Genomic DNA, 25,326 nt, shown 5'->3' on the forward strand with positions numbered 1-25,326 from the left:
CGCTTTACGGATCAGCATTTTCTTTTTCAGCAACAATTACACATACAGGTGCTCATGGTTATTATCGAAGCATTACTCAACAAAGACGACCTTGCCCGTTACAGAAGTACACTGGAGAAGGCGAACTGGAATGATGGTAAATCTACCGCGATGGGTATGGCGGCATCAGTAAAACGCAATAGTCAGGCGGACGCCAGAGATCCGCAGGTTATCAGCCTGGCCAATCAGCTTTTGGGAAAGCTCGGCAACCATCCAAAACTGATTTCCTCAGCATTGCCCCAGCGCATCTTTCCTCCCTGCTTCAACCGGTATGCGCAGGATGAATCTTATGGCTTTCATGTAGACGCCGCAATTATGCGCATTCCAGGCTCGCCCGATGTACTGCGTAGCGATGTGTCCAGCACGGTGTTTCTGAATGAGCCAGAAGAATACGATGGCGGAGAACTGATAATCCAGACTGAGTTTAAAGAGCAATCTGTTAAGCTAAATGCGGGTGACGCGGTGGTGTATCCCTCATCCAGTTTACACAAAGTAACTCCGGTCACCCGGGGAGAACGACTGGCGGCTATCACCTGGATGCAAAGCATGATTGCAGACACCAGCTTGCGCCAGACACTGTATGAACTGGACCAAAGTATTCAAAACCTGATGACAACCGGGCAAGTCGACCGGCATGAACTGGATCGCTTGCATCACGTTTATCATAACCTGATAAGACAGTTTGCCAGTGTTTAACCGCGTTGCCGGTGAGCAACGTACCCCAAAGAACTTTCTGAGTCGCCCGCTATTTTGCACGACATTATGACATAGTGAGAAGCAACAGGTTTGCGCTGATGTGAAGCACAAGCGGGTAAAGTAAACTCTTATATTTCACTTTAAGGGCACAAAAAAGTAGCCCATAAATGAAGAAAACCCCTGCGTAAAGCAGACTTGCCGGGTAATGCATCAGCGCGAACAGACTGCTCAACACAAGGCTGGCAACCCACGTACCGGTTTTCCTCAGAAGCCCGTCAAACAGGATCCCACGATAAAATAGCTCTTCAAATACAGGGCCAGTGAAAACAACGCCAGTAATCAGGATGACGCTGGTAATAACACTGATTTCAGCATCTACTGGCTCGATTTCAGCCGGTGCGAATACGCCAAAACAATACACTGCGGTTAGCCCTGACAGAAAAATAACCATCAGTTTTCGGTTCGCTCCCCGCCATCTGAACAGGCGTAAAAAAGCAACGCCCTGAAACCTAAAGTAGGTCAGGACAAACGACGAGGTAAAAAATACGTAGGACAACAACCCGGTAACAGTATCAGGGAGCATTGCGCTTCCCGTAACGCCGCTTGCAAGCAGCGTTACGAAAATTGCCATCGTAAAACTGGCGATAACAACAAGCAACGGAGGATGCATTGCCGTTAATCCCTGCAAGCGCTTTTATTTATCACGAATCGAATACCACTGCCTTACCGTTATGTGATTTGTTGACGGGCCTGAAGGAACTCCGCTTGGCATGCCCATAGAACGAATAAACTGACTCACATCATCAAGCGTTATCGCAATTCCGGCTGCTTCGAACACGTTTTGTATCCTATTAATACTGTTACCACCTGTGACCAGGTGAACATCGCTATCCACTAGCTGCATTACATGCTTATGGTAAAACGTCTTTTTCAATGGGTATATTGCGTAAGAATTACGCCACTTCACGTTACACCAGAACACAACGAAATAAACCTGTACCAGCGTATCGGTTTGACTCAGTGGTGTTTACCCTCTCACCGTAAAGCAATCTGAAATTCGTTCACCAGGGTATAATGTCTAACTATGTAAATTCAGAAGGCATTAGTGCTTCACAATGCAACAAGCCGAAGAGCTTCACCCCGAGCTGGTAGCGTTAGAGTCCTGGTTTACTGACATGCACCTGTCGGTTTTCGAAACCATGGTGAATGCGCAGGCGGTAACGAATGAGGCAAGCAGCAATGGCGGGGAAGTGATTAACGAGCATGAAAGTTTCCGTGCACTGCAGATTGCGTTTCTGGAAGCGAGCAAAAACGATGAGTTCGGGAGCCACGTATTAACGCCGCTGGTCAAGCGGACTTTGCGGATCGAGCGCGGCAGAACGGTTCCGCAGCTCCATTTGGCCCAGACATGGGCAGCGGGTACCTGTACATTACTGTTTTTCAAAATGCTCGATGCTATCCCGCCACACCTTCTTCGCGAAGATAGTGTGTCAGGGGAACTCAGGCACAAAAGCAGGGTACATATGGCACAGTGGCAGGCGTTACTGGATGACGTTCACTAGCGACAACTAATTATTCTGCAGACACGCTCTTTAAATAACGTTACTCACCGATAGTGAGTTCTCTGCGCTTTGTGATAAACAGCTGAAATTTGATTATCGTCAGTGCCCGAAGGGTCGGCACCGCATCGCCCAGAGACCGCTGAAAATGACGTTATTCACCTTCTTTTAATGCTTCATCGGGATCATTTTTTATCATCATGCGCTCACGGCGACGATTCATCATTTTCGCCAGGCGGCGCATGCTCACTGTAGTATCCTTCTCATCAACGATATCTACTCCCAGCAGACGTTCGAGCAAGTCCTCAAGGGTAATGATCCCTTCAAGACCACCATATTCATCCACTACCAGCAGCATATGTACCTGTTTATTAAGGAAGTGATCGAAAGTGCCGGAAAGCGGCATGGTCCCCAGAATCGTTACCATATCTTTGGCGTACTCTGACAGCGGCTTGTCTGTATTCCCCCGCGCCTGAGCCACCAGCAAATCGGAGCGCATCACATAGCCCGAAATATTTTCAGAATCGTTATCCGTATAAACCGGGATCCGTGAATACTCAATGTGCGCATGTTTATGAAAGAAAGCCTCAACCGACATGGATTCGGGCACAGAAAATAGCGTAGTACGGTGAGTGATAGCGTCTTTCACTTTCAGTTCATGCAGACTAAGCAGGCTTTGAAGAAACGCCGCCTCGTGTGTGGCAAGCTGCCCTTCCTGTCCGGACAGCTCAGCCATAGCATGCAACTCTGAGCGACTAAGGCCTCGTAGCGGACTGTCTTCTTTGAAACCCCGTGTGAGCAATTCAGACATTTTCACAAACGGCATCAGCACCATGGTCAGGTATTTCAGAAAGTATGCTGTGACCGGTGCCAGCGCCCGCCAGTAAGTCGCCCCTAATGTTTTAGGAATAATTTCTGAAAACACCAGAATTAACAGTGTCAGAACCGCAGAAATTACTCCCAAATAGGCGTCACCGAATACTGCAGCGGCCTGTGCTCCTGCACCCGCAGCACCCATGGTATGAGCAATGGTATTTAACGTCAGAATAGCCGAGAGCGGTTTATTGATGTTTTCCGTGAGAGAACGCAGCAAGGAGCCACTGGGCTTTCCCTCTTTTTCAAGCACTGATATGTAAGCTGAGGACACACTGAGAATAACCGCTTCAGCTATGGAGCATAAAAACGAAAAACCCAGTGCAACAAACACATACACAATCAGAAGTAACATGAATCCCTTAACGCCATCGGCATCGATTAATTAACTCTCTATTATGGGGAACTATGCTGTTTGTACAAGCCTAAATGGGAAAAACCGTCCTTATCGACCATTCCTTTCGTCGCACCAAAGTACTATGGCGCAAGACCCGGTCAGCATCTAGCCTGTTGTTAACAATTTATTAACGACAGAGAGAAAACAAGATGAAAACCTACCTGTATTGCCTTATCAGCATGCTTGGCCTGTTTGCGGCAAATGAAGCCCAGGCGCAATGCAAAGATCCGGTGGTCCTCGTTCATGGTAATGCTGCCTCTCCTGACAGCTGGGATAATACCGTATCAGCGCTGCTTAATGCCGGATACTCCCTGCAGGATATTTATCTGCCAGACTGGGGGTCAAAAACGTGTGCAGCTTGCAATAATCACAGTGGCGCTGAAGAGACACCGGTTCGCAACGCCATTGTGAATGCAGTAAATGCGTCTTGCAGCGGTAAAATTGATGTAATTGGGCACTCTATGGGTGTGACTCTTGCGGCTCAGCAAATTGATAAGCTGGCGGCATCGTCGTATGTGGATACCTTTGTGGGAATTGCAGGCGCAATGAGAGGGCTATGGAGCTGCGGCGTCTATCCTTACAATGTCTGGAACAGCACCTGTGGCTATTATGGACTGTCCGTACAAAGCCCTTTCCTGGACGGATTATACGGCGTACCTCTTGCAGACCGCGTGTATTCTATTAAAAGCTATATGGATCAAATTGTATGTTCTACCGGCACCTGCACAGTTGGCGGCGTCCACAGCAGTCGGATCTGGTATGAAGATGCAACTTATACCTTTGCGTTGGGTCACTTTGGCTTGCAGACAGATACAACCTCAACACAGCTTCAGTTAATTCAGTAGCCAATCCGGTTATCGCGTGTAGTTTGGAGTGAAGCGAGCAAGGATGACGACGTTAGCTCGCTTCACCGGCCTCGCCGTGCACACCGACATCACACAGTGATACGAACCTGCAGACAACTACAGTACCAGGTAAGCAAAATGCGGGACCGTATCTGTCAGAGGGGGGCAAAGATTGAGCAAACAAATTACACGAATGATAGCGCCCCCATAAGAACGCTTGGGGTGTATTCACTTTCCGCTTAGTGGCAGCAATCAGAATGTTCGGATGGCCGACGCAAGGAAGCCACCACTTTTTTCACGACGTTGCGGATCATTAGCGCTGCCAGCAATATCGCACAAAGTGCGTATACACTTTGCCATGCACCAGCGTGCAGATGCTCCGCTGCTGAACCCACAATATAATTTTCCCAGCCCATACCGCTAACCAGGATATTTAACCCATAGCCACTGACAATGCTCATACTGATCACGGAAAACAAATACAACATCAGGGTACGACGCCCCATTTCCTGATTTATCATGCCCATGGTGGAAATATTCGTTGCTGGCCCCGCCATAAGAAAAACCAGCACAGCGCCGGGTGACAATCCGGCAGCCAGAAAGCCCACCGCAATGGGTGTTGAGGCAGTCGCGCAGATATACATCGGAATACCAATCAGTGCCATAACGATCATGGCTATAAATCCATCGCCCCATTGTGTTAAAAAGTCGGTGGGAACCCAGGTCTTAATAGCTGCCGCCAGTACCAGGCCTATCAGCAGCCATACAATGATATCGTCTAATAACTTACCTGATGCATACTGCCATACGTCCAGCATTCTCTGAGTAACAGAAACAGAGGACGCCGCTGGTTTCTTTGACGTACTGCAACATCCGTCTTCAGACACTGCGCTCTGTGGTACCGGGTTCGAATCACAGCACGAGCCGGTTGTGGTGCTGACTGGCGATGCCGCTGGGGATGACTGACTGGCGCAACAGGAGGAAGAGGCTGACATATCGCCGGGTACCACCGCAGGCGTGGCAGAAGGCGTGATGTCTTTGTCACCGAACCAACGCACCATCAGTCCGGCGTAAATCGCGCTGATAACAGCTGCAACAGGTCTGACGATGGCAAAGACGGGGCCCAGTAGTGCGTACGAAACAGAAACACTGTCGACACCGGTTTCTGGTGTCGACACCAAAAAAGAGACCGTTGCGGGCTTGGAAGCACCACTGCGACGCAGACCGATTGCCGCGGGTATCACCCCACAAGAACACAGTGGTAAGGGCGCGCCGATGACGGCTGCTTTACTCACAGCGGCAATACTGTTGCTGCCCATATGTTTTTGCAGCAGGGAGACAGGCACCAGCTCATGCATTACACCGGCGACCAGCAAACCAAGCAGCAGCCAGGGTGCGGACTCCATGAATAACGAGAGGAAATTTTCAATAAGTAACGCTACGTCGCCCATAATCACCATACCGGTTCACAGTCACTGTCATAATAACAAAAAAGGCGACATTCTGTCGCCTTCTCACTGCATTACTATTGTGCCCGGCCAGCTACTTGGGGTGGTAATTCAAGCCGCAAGGCTGTTCCTATTGATTCATCCCAACTTTAATCAGGCGCCCGCTCTCGCCGTCCTCAAGCACGTAAATATTGCCTTTTGCATCCTGTTCCACCTCACGCACTCGCTCGCCCCATTCATAACGCTCCGCTTCCTCTGCGGCCCACTTACCTTCTTCGTCCTGACTAAAGGTGACGCGCACTAACGCTTTTGATGACAGGCCACCAATAAAGCCGCTCCCCTTCCAGTCAGCATGAAGGGTGCCTTTGTAAATGATAAAGCCAGCAGGGCTGATGGCTGGCACCCAGGCTAGCACGGGTGCTTTATAAACAGGCACGTCCTCATGATTTGGAATTTTAACACCGGAGTAGTGATCGCCCTGCGACACCACCGGATAACCGTAGTTGCGGCCTCGCTCGATAATGTTCAGCTCATCTCCGTGACGCGGCCCCATTTCATGTGACCACAGATTGCCGTTTTCATCGAAATCTATGCCAAGCGGATTGCGATGGCCCAGTGTCCATACCTGCTCAGTGACACTGCCGTTGCCATAAAAAGGATTGTCTTCAGGCACACTGCCATCGTCATTTAATCGAAGAATTTTCCCCAGATTCATTGCCATATTTTGTGATGGAGAAAATTTTTGCCTCTCACCCGATGTGATAAACAAATAACCATCAGGTGAAAACACCATACGATGCGAATAATGACCGTTGCCGGTAATTTTCGGCGACTGACGCCAGATGATTTCTCTGTCGGACAAGTCTGCCCCGTCGTCTGAGATGGTCAGCGTCGCCCGTTCAATCACTGCGCCACTGTAGGCATCGTCGTCAGGATCGCGCTCTACATAAGAGACGTAAATGGTGTTATTCGAGGAGAAATCAGGGTGAATGATCACATCACCTAAACCGCCCTGCCCTCTCGCCGTTACGTCAGGCACATTGGATAACGAAAACCGTTTCTGTTGGTTTTCATCAAGCAGCCAGATGGCACCCGCTTTTTCAGTTACCAGACTATGCCCGTCGGGCAAAAACGTCATCGCCCAGGGTTGTTCAAATGTTGTCAGCACATCGCCTGTGAGAGTCGTCCCTTTACTCCCTTCCATCTCAAGCTGTTGTGTTGACCCGGACTGTGCTGTGGCGACGCCAGAGACCGCCAGCAGAGTAAAAAGAAAAGCTATTTTCTGTCGCATATTGGTTCCCAACATTTTTGATATGTTCGCGAAACACCTGCCACACCGTGATGTGACAGGTAAACGGTAATTGCTAACAGGTGTCTACGTAGGTTGGCCCGGTCAGGCTCAACTATCCCTATAGACACACCGCGCCGTTTGAGCATGACCACCAAATTACTTCAATGGTGCGAAGTCACCAGCGCGTCAGTCGCCCTTACGAAAACGCTTGATAACGGACGCGGCTTCAAGCATCACGAGTACCGATACAATCAACACCACAGCATCAAGGAAGACCAACAGGTAGTTTTGCTCCAGCCAATACTCTTTTAATTTGATGATGCCGGCAAAGAATGCCATCACCAAAACAAAAACCATAGGCACAAGAGTATAAATAGCCGGACGCTTCATTTTTATCAGCATGACCGAGATGACCAGCAGCGTTAAGCTTGCCAGGATCTGATTTGTTGAGCCGAATAAAGGCCAGATGATCATACCACCGCTACCTGAGGCGCCGCCTGCCCCAAAGGCAAGCAATAAGCAGCAGCCTACCGCTACAAGAGTCGCTACCAAACCATTTTTCAGAATATCCAGCTTGTAGATTTCGCCCCACTCCTGAATGATATAACGCTGCAGACGCACCCCCGAATCCATGGTGGTACCTGCAAACAGCACCACCATTACCGCCAGGATCGTAGAAGAGAAATCGACCGGTAACCCCCAGCCTTGCTGAATAAGATTGGCGCCTCCGGTGATAAATGCGCTAACACTGCCCGCGCCCAGGTGGCTATAAACCTCGTGCCATTCTTCTGGCGATGCGGCCAGCGCGACACCACTTACCGCGACAATCGTGATAAGGGCGAGAGAGCCTTCTCCTACCGCGCCCAGATAGCCGACAAACCGGGCATCAGTTTCTTTATTCAATTGCTTTGAACTGGTGCCGGATGACACAATGCCGTGGAAACCGGACACGGCACCACAGGCAATAGTCACAAACAACAGGGGAATAAGACTTGGCGTGTCTACGGCCGTGTGAGTATTAAACGCTGGCGCGGTGATATCCGGCATCGCAAAGAATACGGCACCATAAAGTAAGAACAACCCCACCAGTAATTGCATACCGTTTATAAAGTCGCGCGGCTGCAGCAGCATCCAAACCGGTAACAGTGATGCAATCGCGGCGTAAACAAACAGAATGATGATCCAGTTGGCGGTATCTGCCAGCCCAAACATATTTTCAGGCAGACTTAAAGGAATGTAACTGCCTGCGTAAACTGATGCGTATAACACCAAAATGCCGACCAGGCACAACGGGATCAGGCTAAAGTTACGTTTCAGCAACTGACCAATAATCAGCGCCACAGCAATTGCAGACCATGCCGGAAATACTGCATTAGGCTGAGACACAAAGGAGTTCGCAATAACCACCCCGAATACCGCATTTACCATCAGCAGAACAAGGAATATTACGATCATGAACAGCGCGCGGGAGCGCTTCCCTATCACGCTCTCACTGAGCGCCCCCATGGACTTACCTTTATGCCGCGCACTCGCCCACAGGGCCCCCATGTCGTGCACACCGGCAAAGAAAATGGTACCAAAGACCACCCACAACACGGCGGGAACCCAGCCCCAGTAAACCGCAATGGCCGGACCAACAATCGGCGCGGCGCCGGCAACGGAAGTAAAGTGATGTCCCCACAACACCACTTTATTGGTGGGCACAAAATCTTTGCCATCATTGAGCTCATGAGCCGGAGTGACAAACTTTTCATCCAGTTTGAAAATCTTTGTGGCAATAAATTTTGAATAAACAAACCAGCCCAGTAGCATTCCAACGATACCGAGCAGAACAATGGCAATTGACTGCATAGTTATAATCCACATTTATGTTACGACGATATGCCCTAAGCGGCGGGCACGGTACGCCGCAGTGAGTCGGTGGTTTATATACCGCTTAACCCGAGGTTTGGACTATCTTTGAGACAGCGCACCGTATGATCCTGTATTAGAGCATCCCTTATTGGATGAGGTCGATAACACTCAGACTAAAGTCGTAGACGCTCAGCTTTACCCAGAGGCTGGCGAAGACGACGTTGCGGCAGCGTTAATACGCTGAAAAAGCCAGCCCAATGCTACCAGCGACCCGCCCAGCCCAAGGAATGAGAGCGCGCGAAGCAATCCTTCCAGATGGCTTGTATCTATCAGAAAAACCTTACAAATTACAGCCAGCAAAAGTGTCAGCCCAACCCGACTGATAATGACATGCCGGCGTTGATGCCCTGCCACCAGAAATAATGCTGCGATAATCAGCCAGACCACAGAATAGGTGTACAGCTCTGTCTGTCCGGTAGACAACGACAGTGCGATGTCGCTTTTTTGATAGAGCAGCCGAATAGCGCCGTTGATGAACAGGATAGAAAAAGCACTCGCGATAACCAGTAAACTCCTACGGAGCAGGCTTGCTGCTTTAGCGTACCGGCTAATAACCGCAATGAGTGCTCCTGGCACAAGCCACCACAGAACTAACCAGAGGGCGGTATTCGATACGGGCAGCACACCCTGCGATAGGAATGGGTTATGCATTATCAGCAACCCAAACTGAAACGCCAACGCAATACCGGTCAGCAGACCGCCATAGCTTTTATAGAGTGTACTTGCAGAACCTGCACTCTGCGCTCGCCACAGGTATACGGCGGCCAGAATCAGCCAGTTTGCACTTAGCAGTATTGCCGTTGGCAAGCTAAGGGGCCAGGCCAACACACTGCCTGTGAGGAATAAACAGGTTGCCGTGGAAAGTAGTAACGCACCGATATGTAACTGCGCACCTACAAGCCATTTTTGTAATGTTGCTGGGGCAAACCGGTAACCAGTTGCAAAAGCAATCAGTACCAGCGGATACGTAACAAATATCCAGTAATCGCCCAGCGCATTGTTGGTAGCAGTATTTATATCAAACGGCGCGATGGTGAGCCTCAGGACGATGACACCTACAGCCAGTTTAACTATCCACTCTGGCACAGAGACGGCTAAACGGCGGGCGCTGCTTAGCAGGCTTGCCACTTGCAGAGATAGGGCTACAGTCAGGCTGTTGTCAGTAAGATAAAGTGAAAGTAACAGCGTTATACAACCGTGCATCAGCAGGTTCGAGCAAAGCTTCTGATTAGCGCTGCTTACCCGCATTAAGGCAGTCGCGCTTATCAGTGCGTAAATTCCCAGTTCAACGCTATAAAGCGGCACAAGACTATCCAGATTATTGCGTATGGAGAAAGGCAAAGCGAGAAGCAACGGAATAGCTATGACTGGGAGCACGGCATACCCCAACCGCTCCGGATACCGGCGGGCCATAACAACACCAAACAAGCCGTAACACAACACGGCTAGCTGTGTGTACACCGACGGAAAGGCAAACATGTTTACCGGACTCCGATATTCGGATAACCCAAACAACGACACAACACCAACCGCTGTAACACCAACGGCAACAAAAGGAAGTCCATCGAGCCGGCTGTGACGGCATGCGCCCAGGCATAAAGCTACCGCGAAGACTGCAGTAATAAGACCAATTATCCATGCCTGAGTGGCGAGAATAACAAACACTACCATGACACCAGAAGCAACGAGCCAGCCTGCCGACACGGTCGTAAAAGCGAACCAGTCTTTGACCGTCACCGGATCGCTATGACGATGAAGTAAGCGCCAGCCGAGAACTGGTATCAGCGTAAACGCATAGAGCAGACCTATTACGCCTGCCAGTATAGGAACCACCTGATTCTGGTCCACACTTACGGCTGCAAACAAAAGCCAAAGCCCGTGAAAGGCAAGAGCCAACCGGCATAAGTTCTGCTGTTCAACTCGCTGTGCGATATACACAACAGACAGTGTGACCAATTGCAGGTAGCCAATAAGAACCCACGCAGATGGCGTTTCTGTTTGAATTAGTGCTGGCACCAGATACGCACCGACCAGTCCCACCATGGCCAGCATGATACCCAGTCGCAACGTCAGCCACGTGGTAAACAGCGATACGATTGCTAAAAGCAAAAACGTGCTTTCGGGTCCTATAAAATGATAAGTGGTATGCGCAACCAGCAAAATTGCATAGCATGTGATTACACCACCGCTGGCGATAGCCGCCGTTACTAACGGGCTTCTCACGGCGAACCGCTCACGGTGCCTATCCAGATAGATCGCAACCCCGACCAGGGCACAACCGAAGGCACCGATAAGTAAGACGCGCAAGCCTGCTGATAAAACACCTGCATCAATGGCATACCGGGCCAGAAACAGGCCACCAATTGCCAGTGATATGCCACCGATCCAGAGCAGCCAGTGAGAGTGGAGATGCGCCCAAAACGAGACGAGTGCAGAGTTTAGCGGTGATGATGTCGGTGGTGTACTGGCGCCCCTGCCTGACGAATCCGGCACCGTTGAGCCCGACTTTTTAACGCCATGTGAAGCAGGCCTGAGCAAAGCCGTCTCAGTTTGAGCCTGTTGACTATCCGTGCCGCTGGCTTTAAGCGTGTCTATCGTAAGCTGCTGCTGTCTGACTCGTAATTCTAACGAGTCAAGCCGACCTGACAACCTGCCTAACCAGACCACCAAGACGATCACTACGATAAAAAGAATAATTTCCACAGCTTCCCACTCCCTGAGAATGATTCTGTGAGCCTACCACCGAAGTGACAATAAATACCAGTGACAGACGCCAGACATCACACTGATAACAGGATAGCAGTTGGCAGGGTATCGCTGAAGCAGCTCGCCAGCATATGGCTAGGCCACCACGGAATAACGCTCACGTAGAAAAAGTCGTTGAAACGGGCACAAAAAAGGCCGCTTTCGCGACCTTTTTCTAAGATGACAGTATGTCTTCTAAATTATCGAATTACTCGATGATTTTAGATACAACACCTGCAGCTACTGTGAGCTTACATCAAGTAATTGCCAGCTTGAAAACGTGAGTGTTAACCCATCCATGGTGTCGCACCCAGGGACGACGTCCTGTCGTCCCGTTCGTTCCTTTTTGAGTGAGGTTAACTCACTCAAAATTCACTTCGTGAACCGGAGCCTCACCCATCACGGAACACCGCTCACGCAGAAAGAACCGGTGGAGCGGGCACAAAAAAAGGCCACCGAAGTGACCTTTTTAAATGCAGTGTAGCTTCTATTATTCGATGATCTTAGAAACTACGCCCGCACCAACGGTTCTTCCACCTTCACGGATTGCGAAGCGCAGACCTTCTTCCATCGCGATTGGAGCAATCAGCTCAACAACGAATTTCAGGTTGTCGCCTGGCATTACCATTTCAACGCCGTCAGGCAGTTGAACAGCACCGGTCACGTCAGTTGTACGGAAGTAGAACTGTGGACGATAGCCTTTGAAGAATGGCGTGTGACGGCCACCTTCGTCTTTGCTCAGTACGTAAACTTCAGCTTCGAACTTAGTGTGTGGCGTGATTGAACCTGGCTTCGCCAGTACTTGTCCACGCTCAACTTCGTCACGCTTAGTACCACGCAGAAGAACACCAACGTTCTCACCAGCACGGCCTTCGTCCAGAAGCTTACGGAACATCTCAACACCGGTACAAGTCGTCTTCGTAGTGTCTTTCATACCTACGATTTCAACTTCTTCACCAACTTTAACGATACCTTGCTCAACACGACCAGTTACAACAGTACCACGGCCTGAGATTGAGAATACGTCTTCGATTGGCAGGATGAACGGCTTGTCGATTGCACGCTCTGGCTCTGGAATGTATGAATCCAGTGCTTCACCCAGTTCGATGATTTTCTTTTCCCACTCTGCATCGCCTTCCAGTGCTTTCAGAGCTGAACCCTGAATTACTGGCAGGTCGTCACCTGGGAAGTCATATTCGTTCAGAAGTTCACGAACTTCCATTTCTACCAGCTCAAGCAGCTCTTCATCATCAACCATGTCACATTTGTTCATGAATACGATGATGTAAGGAATACCAACCTGACGACCCAGCAGGATGTGCTCACGAGTCTGAGGCATAGGACCATCAGTCGCTGCAACTACCAGAATACCACCGTCCATCTGTGCGGCACCGGTGATCATGTTCTTAACGTAGTCAGCGTGTCCTGGACAGTCTACGTGCGCGTAGTGGCGAGTAGGCGTGTCGTATTCTACGTGTGACGTAGAGATGGTAATACCACGTGCTTTTTCTTCAGGCGCGTTATCGATCATATCGAATGCGCGAGCTGCACCACCGTAGGTCTTCGCCAGAACAGTAGTGATAGCTGCCGTCAGAGTTGTTTTACCGTGGTCAACGTGGCCGATTGTACCCACGTTTACGTGGGGTTTCGTACGTTCAAACTTTTCTTTTGCCATTTTTCTCGTTTCCTAAGTTAAAAGTCCGACCCAATATAGACCGGACCGAACCTTCATTAAGATTTAGATTCTTGCTTCAATAATAGCTTGCGCAACATTATTAGGCGCTTCGGAATAATTGAAGAACTCCATTGAGTATGACGCTCTGCCCTGTGTTTGCGAACGCAGGTCAGTGGCATAGCCGAACATTTCTGAAAGTGGCACTTTAGCACGAACAATTTTAATGCCCGCTACACCTTCGTCCATACCTTCGATCATACCGCGACGACGATTAAGGTCACCAACGACATCACCCATCCAGCCTTCCGGAGTGGTTACTTCAACTTTCATCATGGGCTCAAGCAACACCGGATTTGCTTCCGCGGCGCCTTTTTTGAAACCCATTGAGCCGGCGATCTTAAACGCCATTTCAGAAGAGTCAACATCATGGAATGAGCCGTCGAATAGGCTGACCTTTACATCAAGTACCGGATAACCTGCAACCACACCATTTTGCATCTGCTCCTGAATTCCTTTATCAACCGCTGGAATGAATTCTTTTGGAATCACACCACCGACGATTTCATTAACGAACTCGTAGCCCTTGCCTTCTTCCTGCGGCTCAATGCGCAGCCAGACGTGACCGAACTGACCCCGGCCACCGGACTGTCGAACAAACTTGCCTTCGACTTCCACTTTCTTGCGGATAGTCTCGCGGTACGCAACCTGGGGTTTACCCACATTACATTCCACTTTAAATTCACGCTTCATACGGTCGACAATAATGTCCAGATGGAGTTCACCCATGCCAGAAATGATTGTCTGACCGGTTTCATCATCTGTCTTAACGCGGAAAGATGGATCTTCTGCTGCCAGTTTACTTAGCGCCATTCCCATCTTTTCCTGATCGGCCTGTGACTTTGGTTCAACGGCAATCGAGATTACCGGATCCGGGAATTCCATACGCTCAAGCGTAATAATGTGATTTGGATCACACAGCGTATCCCCGGTAGTCACATCTTTCAGTCCGATCGCAGCGGCGATATCACCAGCGCGAACTTCTTTTAACTCTTCACGATCTTTTGAGTGCATTTGCACTATACGCCCAAAGCGCTCGCGCTTGCCTTTTACCGGGTTGTAAACGGTGTCACCCGTATTCACTACGCCCGAGTAACAGCGGAAGAATGTTAGCGTACCCACGAACGGGTCGGTGGCAATCTTAAACGCCAGTGCCGAGAACGGCTCGCTATCATCTGCCTTGCGATGCGCTTCAGTTTCGTTTTTGTCGTCCAGAACACCGGTAATCGGCTTCACTTCTGTTGGCGATGGCAAATACTCCACCACCGCATCCAGTACTGCCTGAACGCCCTTATTCTTAAATGCACTGCCACATGTCGCCAGAACAATCTCATTGTTCAGCGTACGGGTGCGCAGGCCATGACGGATTTCCGCTTCGGTCAGCTCTTCGCCTTCCAGGTACTTTTCCATCAGTTCTTCATTAGCCTCAGCAGCCGCTTCAATCATTTCTGAGCGATACTTTTCGGCTTTCTGCACATATTCAGCTGGAATTTCTTCATAGGTAAATGTCATACCCATGTCTTCGGCATTCCAGTTAATTGCCTTCATTTTCAGAAGGTCAATAACGCCACGAAATTCTTCTTCGGCGCCAATGTTCAATTGAATAGGAACACAGGTTGCGCCTAAACGTTTGCGGATTTGTGCCACAACACGTTCAAAATCGGCGCCTGCCCGGTCCATCTTATTGACGAAAACCAGACGAGGCACCTCATATTTGTCAGCCTGTCGCCAGACTGTCTCTGATTGAGGTTCAACCCCGGAAGACCCACAGAACACGACGACAGCGCCGTCGAGAACACGCAAAGAACGCTCTACTTCAATCGTAAAGTCTACGTGTCCCGGTGTATCGATGATATTAATCCGGTGCTGGTCGAACTGCTGCTGCATTCCCGACCAGAAACAAGTTGTCGCAGCAGAGGTAATGGTAATACCACGTTCCTGCTCCTGCTCCATCCAGTCCATGGTGGCCGCGCCATCATGAACTTCACCAATTTTATGTGACAAGCCCGTGTAAAAAAGTACACGTTCTGTGGTTGTGGTTTTACCCGCATCCACGTGTGCCACAATACCAATATTACGATAACGCTCAATTGAGGTCTTGCGAGGCATACGTCTCTCTCAGTTATTAAACGTTGATTACCAACGGTAGTGAGCAAACGCTTTGTTTGCTTCGGCCATACGGTGAACGTCTTCACGTTTCTTAACCGCAGAACCTTTGTTGTCTGCTGCATCTAACATTTCTGCAGCCAGGCGCTGAGCCATTGACTTTTCACCACGTTTACGCGCAGCTTCTACCATCCAACGCATACCCAGAGCGTTACGACGAACAGGACGAACTTCTACTGGAACCTGATAAGTAGAACCACCTACACGACGAGATTTAACCTCTACGGTAGGACGGATGTTGTCCAGTGCATCTTCAAACACATCCAGGTGTGCCTTGCCGGTTTTTTCAGCAACAATATCAAGCGCACCGTAAACGATTTTTTCAGCGACTGACTTTTTGCCGTCGAGCATTACGACATTCATGAATTTCGCAAGCAGCTGTGAACCATATTTTGGTTCTGGTAGGATTTTACGTTGACCTACGACTCTTCTTCTTGGCATCTTCTATTCTCCGTATGAATTCAGGGAAAACCCAAAACTCTAATTACTTCAGTTTGGCCTTACTAACGGAGAACCGTTAAGATTTAGGCTTCTTCGCGCCGTACTTAGAACGGGCTTGTTTACGATCGTTTACACCTGCGCAGTCCAAAGTACCGCGAACTGTGTGATAACGAACACCTGGCAGGTCTTTAACACGACCACCACGGATCAACACAACACTGTGCTCTTGCAGGTTGTGGCCTTCACCACCGATGTATGAAGAAACTTCAAAACCGTTGGTCAGACGCACACGACATACTTTACGCAGTGCAGAGTTTGGTTTCTTAGGCGTAGTAGTATATACACGAGTACATACACCACGTCTTTGCGGACAAGCTTGCAGTGCAGCTACGTTGCTTTTTTCAACGGGCTTTCTGCGTGGCTTGCGCACTAACTGGTTAACTGTTGCCATTAACTAGCTCCTGATTAAAAACTACGAAAACCCGTGACAATGGTCCGGGTCCTGATTTTGCGATATTTTCGCTGTTTACCAACGTTGTGCTCGTCAGCGTTGGACAGACTTTAATACAAAAAACCGCGCCCTGTTTCTGCTGCCTTTTTAGGCTAACCAAAAATTGGGTCGCGGAATATTAATGATCAAAGCCTTGCCTGTCAAGCTGTACAAAGGATAACCACCAGATTTAACGGTATACTTTGTCAACTTACACGGGCATCCCCTTGCGGGAAATACGTGTGGGGTGAGTATTCCCCACCCCACGTTTTGCTTACTCGTCAGCAGACTGCTGGCCGCTTACTTCCGCATTCAATGCTTCTGTCAGGGCCTGCTCGGCTTCTGCTGCCGATACAGACATCTCTTCGATCTCTTCTTTGCGGCGCTGTGCACGACGTTCGTGGTAAGCGAAACCGGTACCCGCTGGGATCAGACGTCCCACGATAACGTTTTCTTTCAGACCACGCAGATCGTCTTCCTTGCCCTGTACTGCCGCTTCGGTCAGTACGCGCGTTGTCTCCTGGAACGACGCGGCAGAGATAAACGATTCGGTAGACAGTGACGCTTTAGTGATACCCAGTAGCTGTGTTTCATACTGCGCAGGGATCTTACCGTGTTTTTCAATTTCACGGTTAGTTACCTTCACAGTGGACACTTCCACCTGCTCGCCCTCAAGGAATTGCGTATCGCCTGGGTGCGTGATGATACACTTACGCAGCATCTGGCGAATCACAACCTCGATGTGCTTATCGTTAATCTTAACACCTTGCAGACGGTAAACTTCCTGAACCTCGTTCACGATGTAGTTTGCTACTGCAGAGATACCACGCAGACGCAGGATATCGTGCGGTGACTCAGGACCGTCGGCGATAACTTCACCTTTTTCGACCTTCTCACCTTCAAACACGTTAAGCTGACGCCACTTCGGAATCATCTCTTCGTAAGCATCACCCTCTGCAGGTGTGATAACCAGACGTTTCTTACCTTTGGTTTCTTTACCGAAGCCAATGGTACCTGAGATTTCCGCCAGAATAGCAGGCTCTTTCGGCTTACGTGCTTCAAACAGGTCGGCTACGCGAGGCAGACCACCGGTAATATCACGTGTTTTCGAACTTTCCTGAGGAATACGTGCCAGCACGTCACCTTCGTTAGCCATCTTACCGTCGGAGGCTTCAATGGTAGTAAAGCTCGGCAGGCGAATTTCCTGCAGACCGAATTCGTCGCTTTCCAGAATCAGCTTAGGCTCTTTTGCATTTACCTTAGACAGGTCTTTCACCACGATACGGGTAAGACCAGTCAGCTCGTCCTGCTGCATCTCTGTGTTCGAGTCATCAACGTCCGAGAAGCTGATCTTAGCTGCACGTTCGGTGATGATTGGGTGACTATGCGGGTCCCAGTTAGCCACAACGTCGCCGGCAGAAACTGCTGCGCCGTCATCGACAGTCAGGATTGCACCGTAAGGCACCTTATAACGCTCTTTCTCACGACCCTGGTCGTCAATCATCGTCAGTTCAGTTGAACGTGACACGATTACCACTTTGTCGTCAGAGTTGCGTACATATTTCGCGTTGTGTAGCTTCAGGCTACCGCTGGTCTTAACCTGTACGCTGTTCTCAGCAGAAGCACGCGATGCGGCACCACCGATGTGGAACGTACGCATGGTCAGCTGTGTACCTGGCTCACCGATTGACTGTGCAGCGATAACACCAACAGACTCACCGCTTCCAACCATATGACCACGTGCAAGGTCACGACCGTAACACTTCGCACACACGCCATAGTCGTTATCACAGGTGATAACCGAGCGAACTTTAATCTGGTCTACAGAGTTGGCTTCCAGCATGTCAACCATGGCTTCGTCCAGCATCACGTTACGCTCTGCAAGAATTTCATCCGAACCTGGTTTCAGTACATCTTCTGCTACCACACGACCCAGTACACGCTCACGCAATGGCTCAACAACGTCACCACCTTCAATCAGCGGTGTCATCTGAACACCTTCAAAGGTGCCACAGTCATCGTTGGTGATAACCAAATCTTGTGCAACGTCAACCAGACGACGAGTCAGGTAACCCGAGTTCGCTGTCTTCAGTGCGGTATCGGCAAGACCTTTACGTGCACCGTGCGTTGAGATGAAGTACTGAAGTACGTTCAGACCTTCACGGAAGTTAGCCGTGATTGGCGTCTCGATGATTGAACCATCTGGTTTCGCCATCAGACCACGCATACCCGCCAGCTGACGAATCTGTGCGGCACTACCACGAGCACCGGAGTCGGCCATCATATAAACAGAGTTAAATGATTGCTGCTCTTCTTCTTCGCCTTTGGCGTTAATAACGATGTCAGTCTTCAGGTTGTCCATCATGGCCTTAGCAACTTTTTCGTTTGCGTTTGACCAGATATCGATAACTTTGTTGTAACGCTCACCGGCAGTAACAAGACCGTTCTGGAATTGCTCCTGGATCTCAATAACTTCGGCTTCCGCAGAGTCGATGATTTCTTTCTTCGCTTCCGGGATAACCATATCGTCGATACCAACAGAGGCACCGGCAATCATTGCATAGTGGAAACCGCTATACATGATTTGGTCAGCCGCGATAACCGTGTCTTTCAGACCCAGTGTACGATAGCAGGCGTTCAGAAGACGTGAAATCTGCTTCTTACCCATGGCCTGGTTGATAATTTCAAACGGCAGACCTTTAGGCAGAATAAGCGAGAAGATAGCACGACCCACTGTCGTATCAGTCAGTGTAACTTTCTCTGTTTTGGTGCCGTCTTCAGCAACGTCATATTCAGTAATACGTACTTTTACGCGAGCGTGCAGTTCGGCATTACCAGTACGGTAGGCCTTTTCTGCTTCGTTCGGGCTGGTGAAAACCATGCCTTCACCCAGACCGTTAACTTTATCACGCGTCAGGTAGTACAGACCCAGTACAACGTCCTGTGAAGGTACGATGATAGGATCACCGTTTGCCGGCGACAGGATGTTGTTGGTAGACATCATCAGCGCACGGGCTTCAAGTTGTGCTTCAATTGTCAGCGGTACGTGTACCGCCATTTGGTCACCATCGAAGTCGGCGTTGTAGGCCGCACACACCAGTGGGTGCAGCTGAATCGCTTTACCTTCAATCAGGGTAGGCTCGAACGCCTGGATACCCAAACGGTGAAGTGTTGGTGCACGGTTAAGCAGTACCGGGTGTTCGCGGATAACTTCATCCAAAACGTCCCATACTTCTGGTGCTTCGCGCTCAACCAGCTTCTTAGCAGCTTTGATAGTTGTTGCCAGACCACGACCTTCCAGCTTGCCGTAGATGAATGGCTTGAACAGCTCAAGTGCCATCTTCTTAGGCAGACCACACTGGTGCAGACGCAGTGTAGGACCAACAGTAATTACAGAACGGCCAGAGTAGTCAACACGCTTACCCAGAAGGTTCTGACGGAAACGACCTTGCTTACCTTTGATCATGTCTGCCAAAGATTTCAGAGGACGCTTGTTAGAGCCTGTGATAGCGCGGCCACGACGACCGTTATCGAGCAGTGCATCTACCGCTTCCTGAAGCATACGCTTTTCGTTACGTACGATGATGTCAGGTGCCGCCAGGTCAAGAAGACGCTTCAGACGGTTGTTACGGTTGATAACACGACGGTATAAATCGTTCAGGTCTGAAGTCGCGAAACGGCCACCGTCCAGTGGTACCAAAGGACGCAGGTCCGGTGGCAGAACTGGCAGAACTGTCATGATCATCCACTCTGGCTTGTTGCCAGATTGCTGGAACGATTCAAGCAACTTCAGACGCTTGGTAATTTTCTTACGCTTGGTTTCAGAGTTGATGCTGGGCAGCTCTTCACGCATCGCTGCAACATCAGCGTCTACGTCCAGTACTTTCAGCAGATCAAATACCGCTTCGGCACCCATTTTGGCATCAAACTCGTCGCCGTGCTCTTCCAGAGAATCCAGGTACTCTTCTTCACCCAGCAGTTGACCACGCTCAAGCGTAGTCATACCTGGCTCGGTTACCACGTATGATTCAAAATAAAGAACACGTTCGATATCACGCAGCGTCATATCCAGCATCAGACCGATGCGAGACGGCAGTGATTTTAAGAACCAGATGTGGGCAACCGGGCTGGCCAGCTCGATGTGACCCATGCGCTCACGACGTACCTTGGTCAGTGTCACTTCAACGCCACACTTCTCACAGATAACACCGCGATGCTTCAGTCGCTTATATTTACCGCAAAGACACTCATAGTCTTTTACCGGTCCAAAAATACGCGCACAGAACAGGCCGTCACGCTCTGGTTTGAACGTACGGTAGTTAATGGTTTCAGGCTTTTTCACTTCACCATAAGACCATGAACGGATCATGTCCGGTGAAGAAAGACCGATTCGAATATTATCGAATTCTTCAGTCTTGTTTTGTTGCTTTAGAAACTTTAATAAGTCTTTCACATTACTCTCCCAGCGGAGTCAGTCTCTAGAACCCGGCGCAAGCGCCGGGCCATCTCAGTCAATACGTGGCAATTGCCGTCTTACTTTTCTTCCAGCTCGATATTAATACCCAGCGAGCGGATTTCTTTAAGTAATACGTTGAAGGATTCAGGCATGCCTGGCTCCATTCTGTGATCGCCATCGACGATGTTCTTGTACATTTTGGTACGGCCGTTAACGTCATCAGACTTAACAGTAAGCATTTCCTGAAGCGTATAAGCTGCCCCATATGCTTCAAGGGCCCACACTTCCATCTCACCGAAGCGCTGACCACCAAACTGAGCTTTACCACCCAGCGGCTGCTGTGTAACCAAGCTGTAAGAACCGGTTGAACGCGCGTGCATCTTGTCGTCAACCAAGTGGTTCAGTTTCAGCATGTACATGTAACCCACGGTTACCGGACGCTCGAACGCGCGGCCTGTACGGCCATCAAACATCGTAATCTGACCGCTCTCTGGCAGGTCTGCCAGTTTCAGCATGTCTTTGATTTCCGACTCGCGAGCACCGTCGAATACTGGCGTAGCTACCGGGACACCTTTACGCAGGTTTTCAGCAAGACGCTTCACTTCATCATCAGAGAAGCTGTCGATGTCGACTTCCTGGTGGTTCTCACCCAGCTCGTACACTTCTTTTAGGAAGCTACGTAGCTTCGCCAGTTCTTCCTGCTCTTTCAGCATGCGGTCAATTTTCACACCGATACCGTGAGCAGCCATACCCAAGTGGGTTTCAAGAATCTGACCAATGTTCATCCGCGAAGGTACACCCAGTGGGTTAAGAACGATATCGACTGGCGTACCGTGCTCATCATAAGGCATATCTTCTACTGGCTGGATTGTCGAGATAACACCTTTGTTACCGTGACGTCCCGCCATTTTATCACCCGGTTGGATATGACGTTTAACAGCCAGGTAGACCTTAACGATCTTCAATACGCCTGGCGCCAGGTCATCACCTTGAGTGATCTTGCGACGTTTAACTTCAAACTTCTTATCGAAATCGGCCTTGATTTCAGCGTACTGGTCTGCGATTTGATCCAGTTCCAGCTGTGCATCTTCATCTTTAAGCGTAATTTCGAACCATTTCTCACGCGGCAGACCATCAAGCTTGGCTTGTTCGATACCGTTGCGAAGCAGCATGTTCTGTGCACGGGCAAAGGTACCGTCGGCCAGAATATTAAACTCGTCAGACAGGTCCTTCTTCACCTGACGCAGTTGCATGTCTTCGATTTCCAGCGCGCGCTTGTCTTTTTCAACGCCGTCACGGGTAAATACCTGAACGTCGATAACGGTACCGTGAACAGAGTTAGGTACGCGCAGAGACGTGTCTTTCACGTCAGACGCTTTCTCACCGAAGATGGCTCTTAACAGTTTTTCTTCTGGCGTCAGCTGCGTTTCGCCTTTAGGCGTGACTTTACCAACCAGAATGTCGCCGCCTTTCACTTCCGCACCAATGTATACAACACCTGATTCATCAAGCTTGCTCAGTGCAGATTCACCCACGTTAGGAATATCAGAAGAAATTTCTTCTGGCCCAAGCTTGGTATCACGAGCGATACAGCTTAATTCCTGAATGTGGATTGTGGTAAAGCGGTCTTCCTGAGCAACACGCTCAGAAATCAGGATCGAGTCCTCGAAGTTATAACCATTCCAAGGCATGAACGCGATACGCATGTTCTGCCCCAGTGCCAGGTCACCTAAGTCTGTTGAAGGACCATCTGCCAGCACGTCACCAGCAACGATAGGGTCACCCACGTTACAGGTTGGTTTCTGGTTAATACAGGTGTTCTGGTTAGAACGGGTGTATTTGGTCAGGTTGTAGATATCGATACCGGCTTCACCCGCCAGCATCTCTTCTTCGTCAACCTTGATTACGATGCGGCTTGCGTCTACGTAATCAACCACACCGCCACGCTTAGCCACTACCGTCACACCAGAGTCAACCGCAATGGTTTTCTCCATGCCGGTTCCAACAAGTGGCTTGTCAGCACGCAGTGTAGGAACTGCCTGACGTTGCATGTTGGCACCCATCAATGCACGGTTCGCATCATCGTGTTCAAGGAACGGGATGATACTTGCAGCAATCGAGACGATTTGCTGGGGCGACACGTCCATATATTTAATGTCTTCTTTTGGCATCAGCGTGGTTTCACCACGGTGACGACAAGGGATCAGATCATCAACCAGTTCACCGCCTTCGGTCAGGGCAATATTTGCCTGCGCGATAGCGTACTGGCCTTCTTCAATGGCTGACAGATAATCGATTTCTTCTGTAACCACGCCATCGACGATGCGACGGAACGGCGTTTCCAGGAAACCAAAGTCATTGGTACGCGCGAAGCTTGCCAATGAGTTGATCAGACCGATGTTCGGACCTTCCGGCGTTTCGATAGGACACAGACGACCGTAGTGCGTCGGGTGTACGTCCCGAACTTCGAAGCCTGCACGTTCACGTGTCAGACCACCCGGACCTAATGCAGAGATACGACGCTTGTGCGTTACTTCTGACAGCGGGTTGTTCTGATCCATAAACTGAGACAGCTGAGAAGAACCAAAGAATTCTTTCACTGCAGCAGAGATTGGCTTAGCGTTGATCAGATCCTGAGGCATGGTGTTATCCAGATCACCTAAGCTCAGACGCTCTTTCACTGCACGCTCAACACGTACCAGACCAACACGGAACTGGTTTTCTGCCATTTCGCCAACAGAGCGGATACGACGGTTACCCAGGTGATCGATATCGTCCACCTCGTCTTTTCCATCACGAATTTCAATCAGCTGCTTCATCACAGAGATGATGTCGTCACGGTCCAGCGTTCCGTTACCTGTCAGTTCTTCACGACCCAGACGGCGGTTGAACTTCATACGACCTACTGAAGACAGATCGTAACGCTCTTCAGAGAAGAACAGATTGTCGAACAATGTCTCTGCAGCGTCTTTTGTCGGTGGCTCACCAGGACGCATCATACGGTAGATTTCTACCAACGCTTCCAGACGGTTTGTGCTTGAGTCGATACGCAAGGTGTCAGAAATATAAGAACCGTGATCCAGCTCGTTAATGTAAAGCGTTTCGAATTCTTTGATACCGGCCTGGCTCAGCTCTGCCAGATTTTCCAGTGTCAGCTCATCGTTTGCATTTACAATAACTTCGCCAGTGTCTTCGTTAACGTACGTGGCAGCGAACACTTTACCGATCAGGTATTCTGCGGGTACTTCAAGCTCAGTGATACCGGCTTTTTCGAGACTGCGGGTGTGGCGCGCAGAAATACGTCGGCCACTCTCAACAACCACGTTGCCTTCTTTATCCAGGATCTCGAACTGTGCAGTTTCACCGCGCAGGCGATCCGGAACCACTTCCATCATCAGCTTATCTTTAACGATTCGCACCTGCACTTTTTCGAAGAACATTTCCAGAATTTCTTCTGTCGTCATTTCCAGTGCACGTAAGATAATGGTTGCAGGTAATTTACGACGACGGTCGATACGTACAAACAGGTTATCTTTTGGATCGAATTCGAAATCCAGCCAAGAACCACGGTATGGAATAACGCGTGCGTTATACAGAACCTTACCTGATGAGTGCGTTTTGCCTTTGTCGTGATCAAAGAATACACCAGGGGAACGGTGTAGCTGCGATACGATAACACGCTCTGTTCCGTTGATGACGAACGTACCGTTCTCAGTCATCAATGGAATTTCACCCATGTACACTTCTTGTTCTTTAATGTCTTTTACGGTACCTGGGGCGGCTTCTTTATCGAATAATACTAACCGCAGCTTTACTCTTAATGGAGCTGAATAAGTGACACCACGAATTTGACATTCTTTGACGTCGAATACCGGCTCACCCAGACGATAGCTTACATACTGAAGCTCTGAGTTGCCTGAATAGCTTTTGATAGGGAACACAGAGCGGAAGGCAGCTTCCAGTCCGTATTGACCATCAGAATCGATTTCAATAAATTTTTTGAAGGAATCAAGCTGAATTGAAAGAAGGTATGGAATTTCCAATACCTGTGGGCGTTTGCCAAAATCCTTACGGATACGTTTCTTTTCGCTATAAGAGTAAACCATGGGTTCCTCAGCCTGCTGATTTATGACCCAACCTGCTGTTCGATAAATGTGCTAGACAAGCACCAAACAACAAACTTCCACGACCCTTTTCCGGGCAATCTCACCAGCATACAACAAAATTTAACCAA

The 25,326-nt window shown here is 49.6% G+C and carries 16 protein-coding genes; 3 read left to right on the forward strand and 13 right to left on the reverse strand.

The features are described from left to right. Nucleotides 1–54: 54 nt before the first annotated feature. Nucleotides 55–735 (forward strand): Fe2+-dependent dioxygenase, encoded by a 681-nt coding sequence (locus ACLBLI_RS16985; RefSeq protein ID WP_414828727.1) that lies wholly within the window; start codon nucleotides 55–57, stop codon nucleotides 733–735. A 64-nt stretch (nucleotides 736–799) separates the two neighbouring features. Here ACLBLI_RS16985 and ACLBLI_RS16990 read toward each other — a convergent pair whose 3' ends face one another. Together ACLBLI_RS16990 and ACLBLI_RS16995 are read right to left on the reverse strand one after the other, a co-directional pair. Continuing rightward, nucleotides 800–1,405, reverse strand: a complete 606-nt coding sequence (locus ACLBLI_RS16990) for a lysostaphin resistance A-like protein (protein WP_414828728.1) — start codon at nucleotides 1,403–1,405, stop codon at nucleotides 800–802. Nucleotides 1,406–1,429: 24 nt separating this feature from the next. Beyond that, nucleotides 1,430–1,573 (reverse strand): hypothetical protein, encoded by a 144-nt coding sequence (locus tag ACLBLI_RS16995; protein ID WP_414828729.1) that lies wholly within the window; start codon nucleotides 1,571–1,573, stop codon nucleotides 1,430–1,432. Between the two features lie 277 nt (nucleotides 1,574–1,850). Between ACLBLI_RS16995 and ACLBLI_RS17000 the strand changes: the two genes are divergently transcribed. Next, complete coding sequence (locus ACLBLI_RS17000; protein ID WP_414828730.1) at nucleotides 1,851–2,297, forward strand: hypothetical protein; 447 nt, start codon at nucleotides 1,851–1,853, stop codon at nucleotides 2,295–2,297. 151 nt (nucleotides 2,298–2,448) lie between these two features. Here the strand turns inward: ACLBLI_RS17000 and ACLBLI_RS17005 are convergent, their stop codons facing one another. Then, nucleotides 2,449–3,522 carry a CNNM domain-containing protein gene (locus tag ACLBLI_RS17005; RefSeq protein WP_414828731.1) on the reverse strand — a complete coding sequence of 358 codons (1,074 nt, stop codon included), beginning with the start codon at nucleotides 3,520–3,522 and terminating at the stop codon, nucleotides 2,449–2,451. A 221-nt stretch (nucleotides 3,523–3,743) separates the two neighbouring features. On the opposite strand from ACLBLI_RS17005, the gene ACLBLI_RS17010 reads away from it, so the two are divergent. Continuing rightward, nucleotides 3,744–4,409 carry an alpha/beta fold hydrolase gene (locus ACLBLI_RS17010; RefSeq protein ID WP_414830991.1) on the forward strand — a complete coding sequence of 222 codons (666 nt, stop codon included), beginning with the start codon at nucleotides 3,744–3,746 and terminating at the stop codon, nucleotides 4,407–4,409. Between the two features lie 239 nt (nucleotides 4,410–4,648). Here ACLBLI_RS17010 and ACLBLI_RS17015 read toward each other — a convergent pair whose 3' ends face one another. The 10 genes from ACLBLI_RS17015 to rpoB all read right to left on the reverse strand — a co-directional run bounded on the left by ACLBLI_RS17015 (nucleotide 4,649) and on the right by rpoB (nucleotide 25,198). Continuing rightward, nucleotides 4,649–5,860, reverse strand: a complete 1,212-nt coding sequence (locus ACLBLI_RS17015) for an SO_0444 family Cu/Zn efflux transporter (protein WP_414830992.1) — start codon at nucleotides 5,858–5,860, stop codon at nucleotides 4,649–4,651. Nucleotides 5,861–5,987: 127 nt separating this feature from the next. Further along, the gene (locus ACLBLI_RS17020; protein ID WP_414828732.1) at nucleotides 5,988–7,148 is read right to left on the reverse strand and encodes a PQQ-dependent sugar dehydrogenase; all 1,161 of its coding nucleotides are present in this window, start codon (nucleotides 7,146–7,148) and stop codon (nucleotides 5,988–5,990) included. 186 nt (nucleotides 7,149–7,334) lie between these two features. Beyond that, nucleotides 7,335–8,999, reverse strand: coding sequence for a carbon starvation protein A (locus ACLBLI_RS17025; protein WP_414828733.1), 1,665 nt, complete (start codon nucleotides 8,997–8,999; stop codon nucleotides 7,335–7,337). A gap of 198 nt (nucleotides 9,000–9,197) precedes the next feature. Next, the gene (locus tag ACLBLI_RS17030; protein WP_414828734.1) at nucleotides 9,198–11,765 is read right to left on the reverse strand and encodes a DUF2339 domain-containing protein; all 2,568 of its coding nucleotides are present in this window, start codon (nucleotides 11,763–11,765) and stop codon (nucleotides 9,198–9,200) included. Nucleotides 11,766–12,297: 532 nt separating this feature from the next. Beyond that, entirely contained in the window at nucleotides 12,298–13,482 is a 1,185-nt protein-coding gene (tuf, locus tag ACLBLI_RS17035) for an elongation factor Tu (protein ID WP_414828612.1), read from the reverse strand. 63 nt (nucleotides 13,483–13,545) lie between these two features. Beyond that, a complete protein-coding gene (gene fusA, locus ACLBLI_RS17040; protein WP_414828735.1) occupies nucleotides 13,546–15,648 on the reverse strand; it encodes an elongation factor G in 2,103 nt (700 codons plus the stop codon). Nucleotides 15,649–15,675: 27 nt separating this feature from the next. Then, entirely contained in the window at nucleotides 15,676–16,146 is a 471-nt protein-coding gene (gene rpsG, locus ACLBLI_RS17045) for a 30S ribosomal protein S7 (RefSeq protein ID WP_218311284.1), read from the reverse strand. Nucleotides 16,147–16,222: 76 nt separating this feature from the next. Further along, entirely contained in the window at nucleotides 16,223–16,597 is a 375-nt protein-coding gene (gene rpsL, locus ACLBLI_RS17050) for a 30S ribosomal protein S12 (RefSeq protein WP_014951037.1), read from the reverse strand. A 313-nt stretch (nucleotides 16,598–16,910) separates the two neighbouring features. Continuing rightward, entirely contained in the window at nucleotides 16,911–21,089 is a 4,179-nt protein-coding gene (gene rpoC, locus ACLBLI_RS17055; RefSeq protein ID WP_414828736.1) for a DNA-directed RNA polymerase subunit beta', read from the reverse strand. 80 nt (nucleotides 21,090–21,169) lie between these two features. Beyond that, nucleotides 21,170–25,198: a DNA-directed RNA polymerase subunit beta gene (gene rpoB / locus ACLBLI_RS17060; protein ID WP_414828737.1), complete on the reverse strand. Its 4,029-nt coding sequence runs from the start codon at nucleotides 25,196–25,198 to the stop codon at nucleotides 21,170–21,172. Nucleotides 25,199–25,326: the final 128 nt, after the last annotated feature.

This window comes from Alteromonas sp. H39 (assembly GCF_047556435.1).
Taxonomy (GTDB): Bacteria; Pseudomonadota; Gammaproteobacteria; order Enterobacterales; family Alteromonadaceae; genus Alteromonas.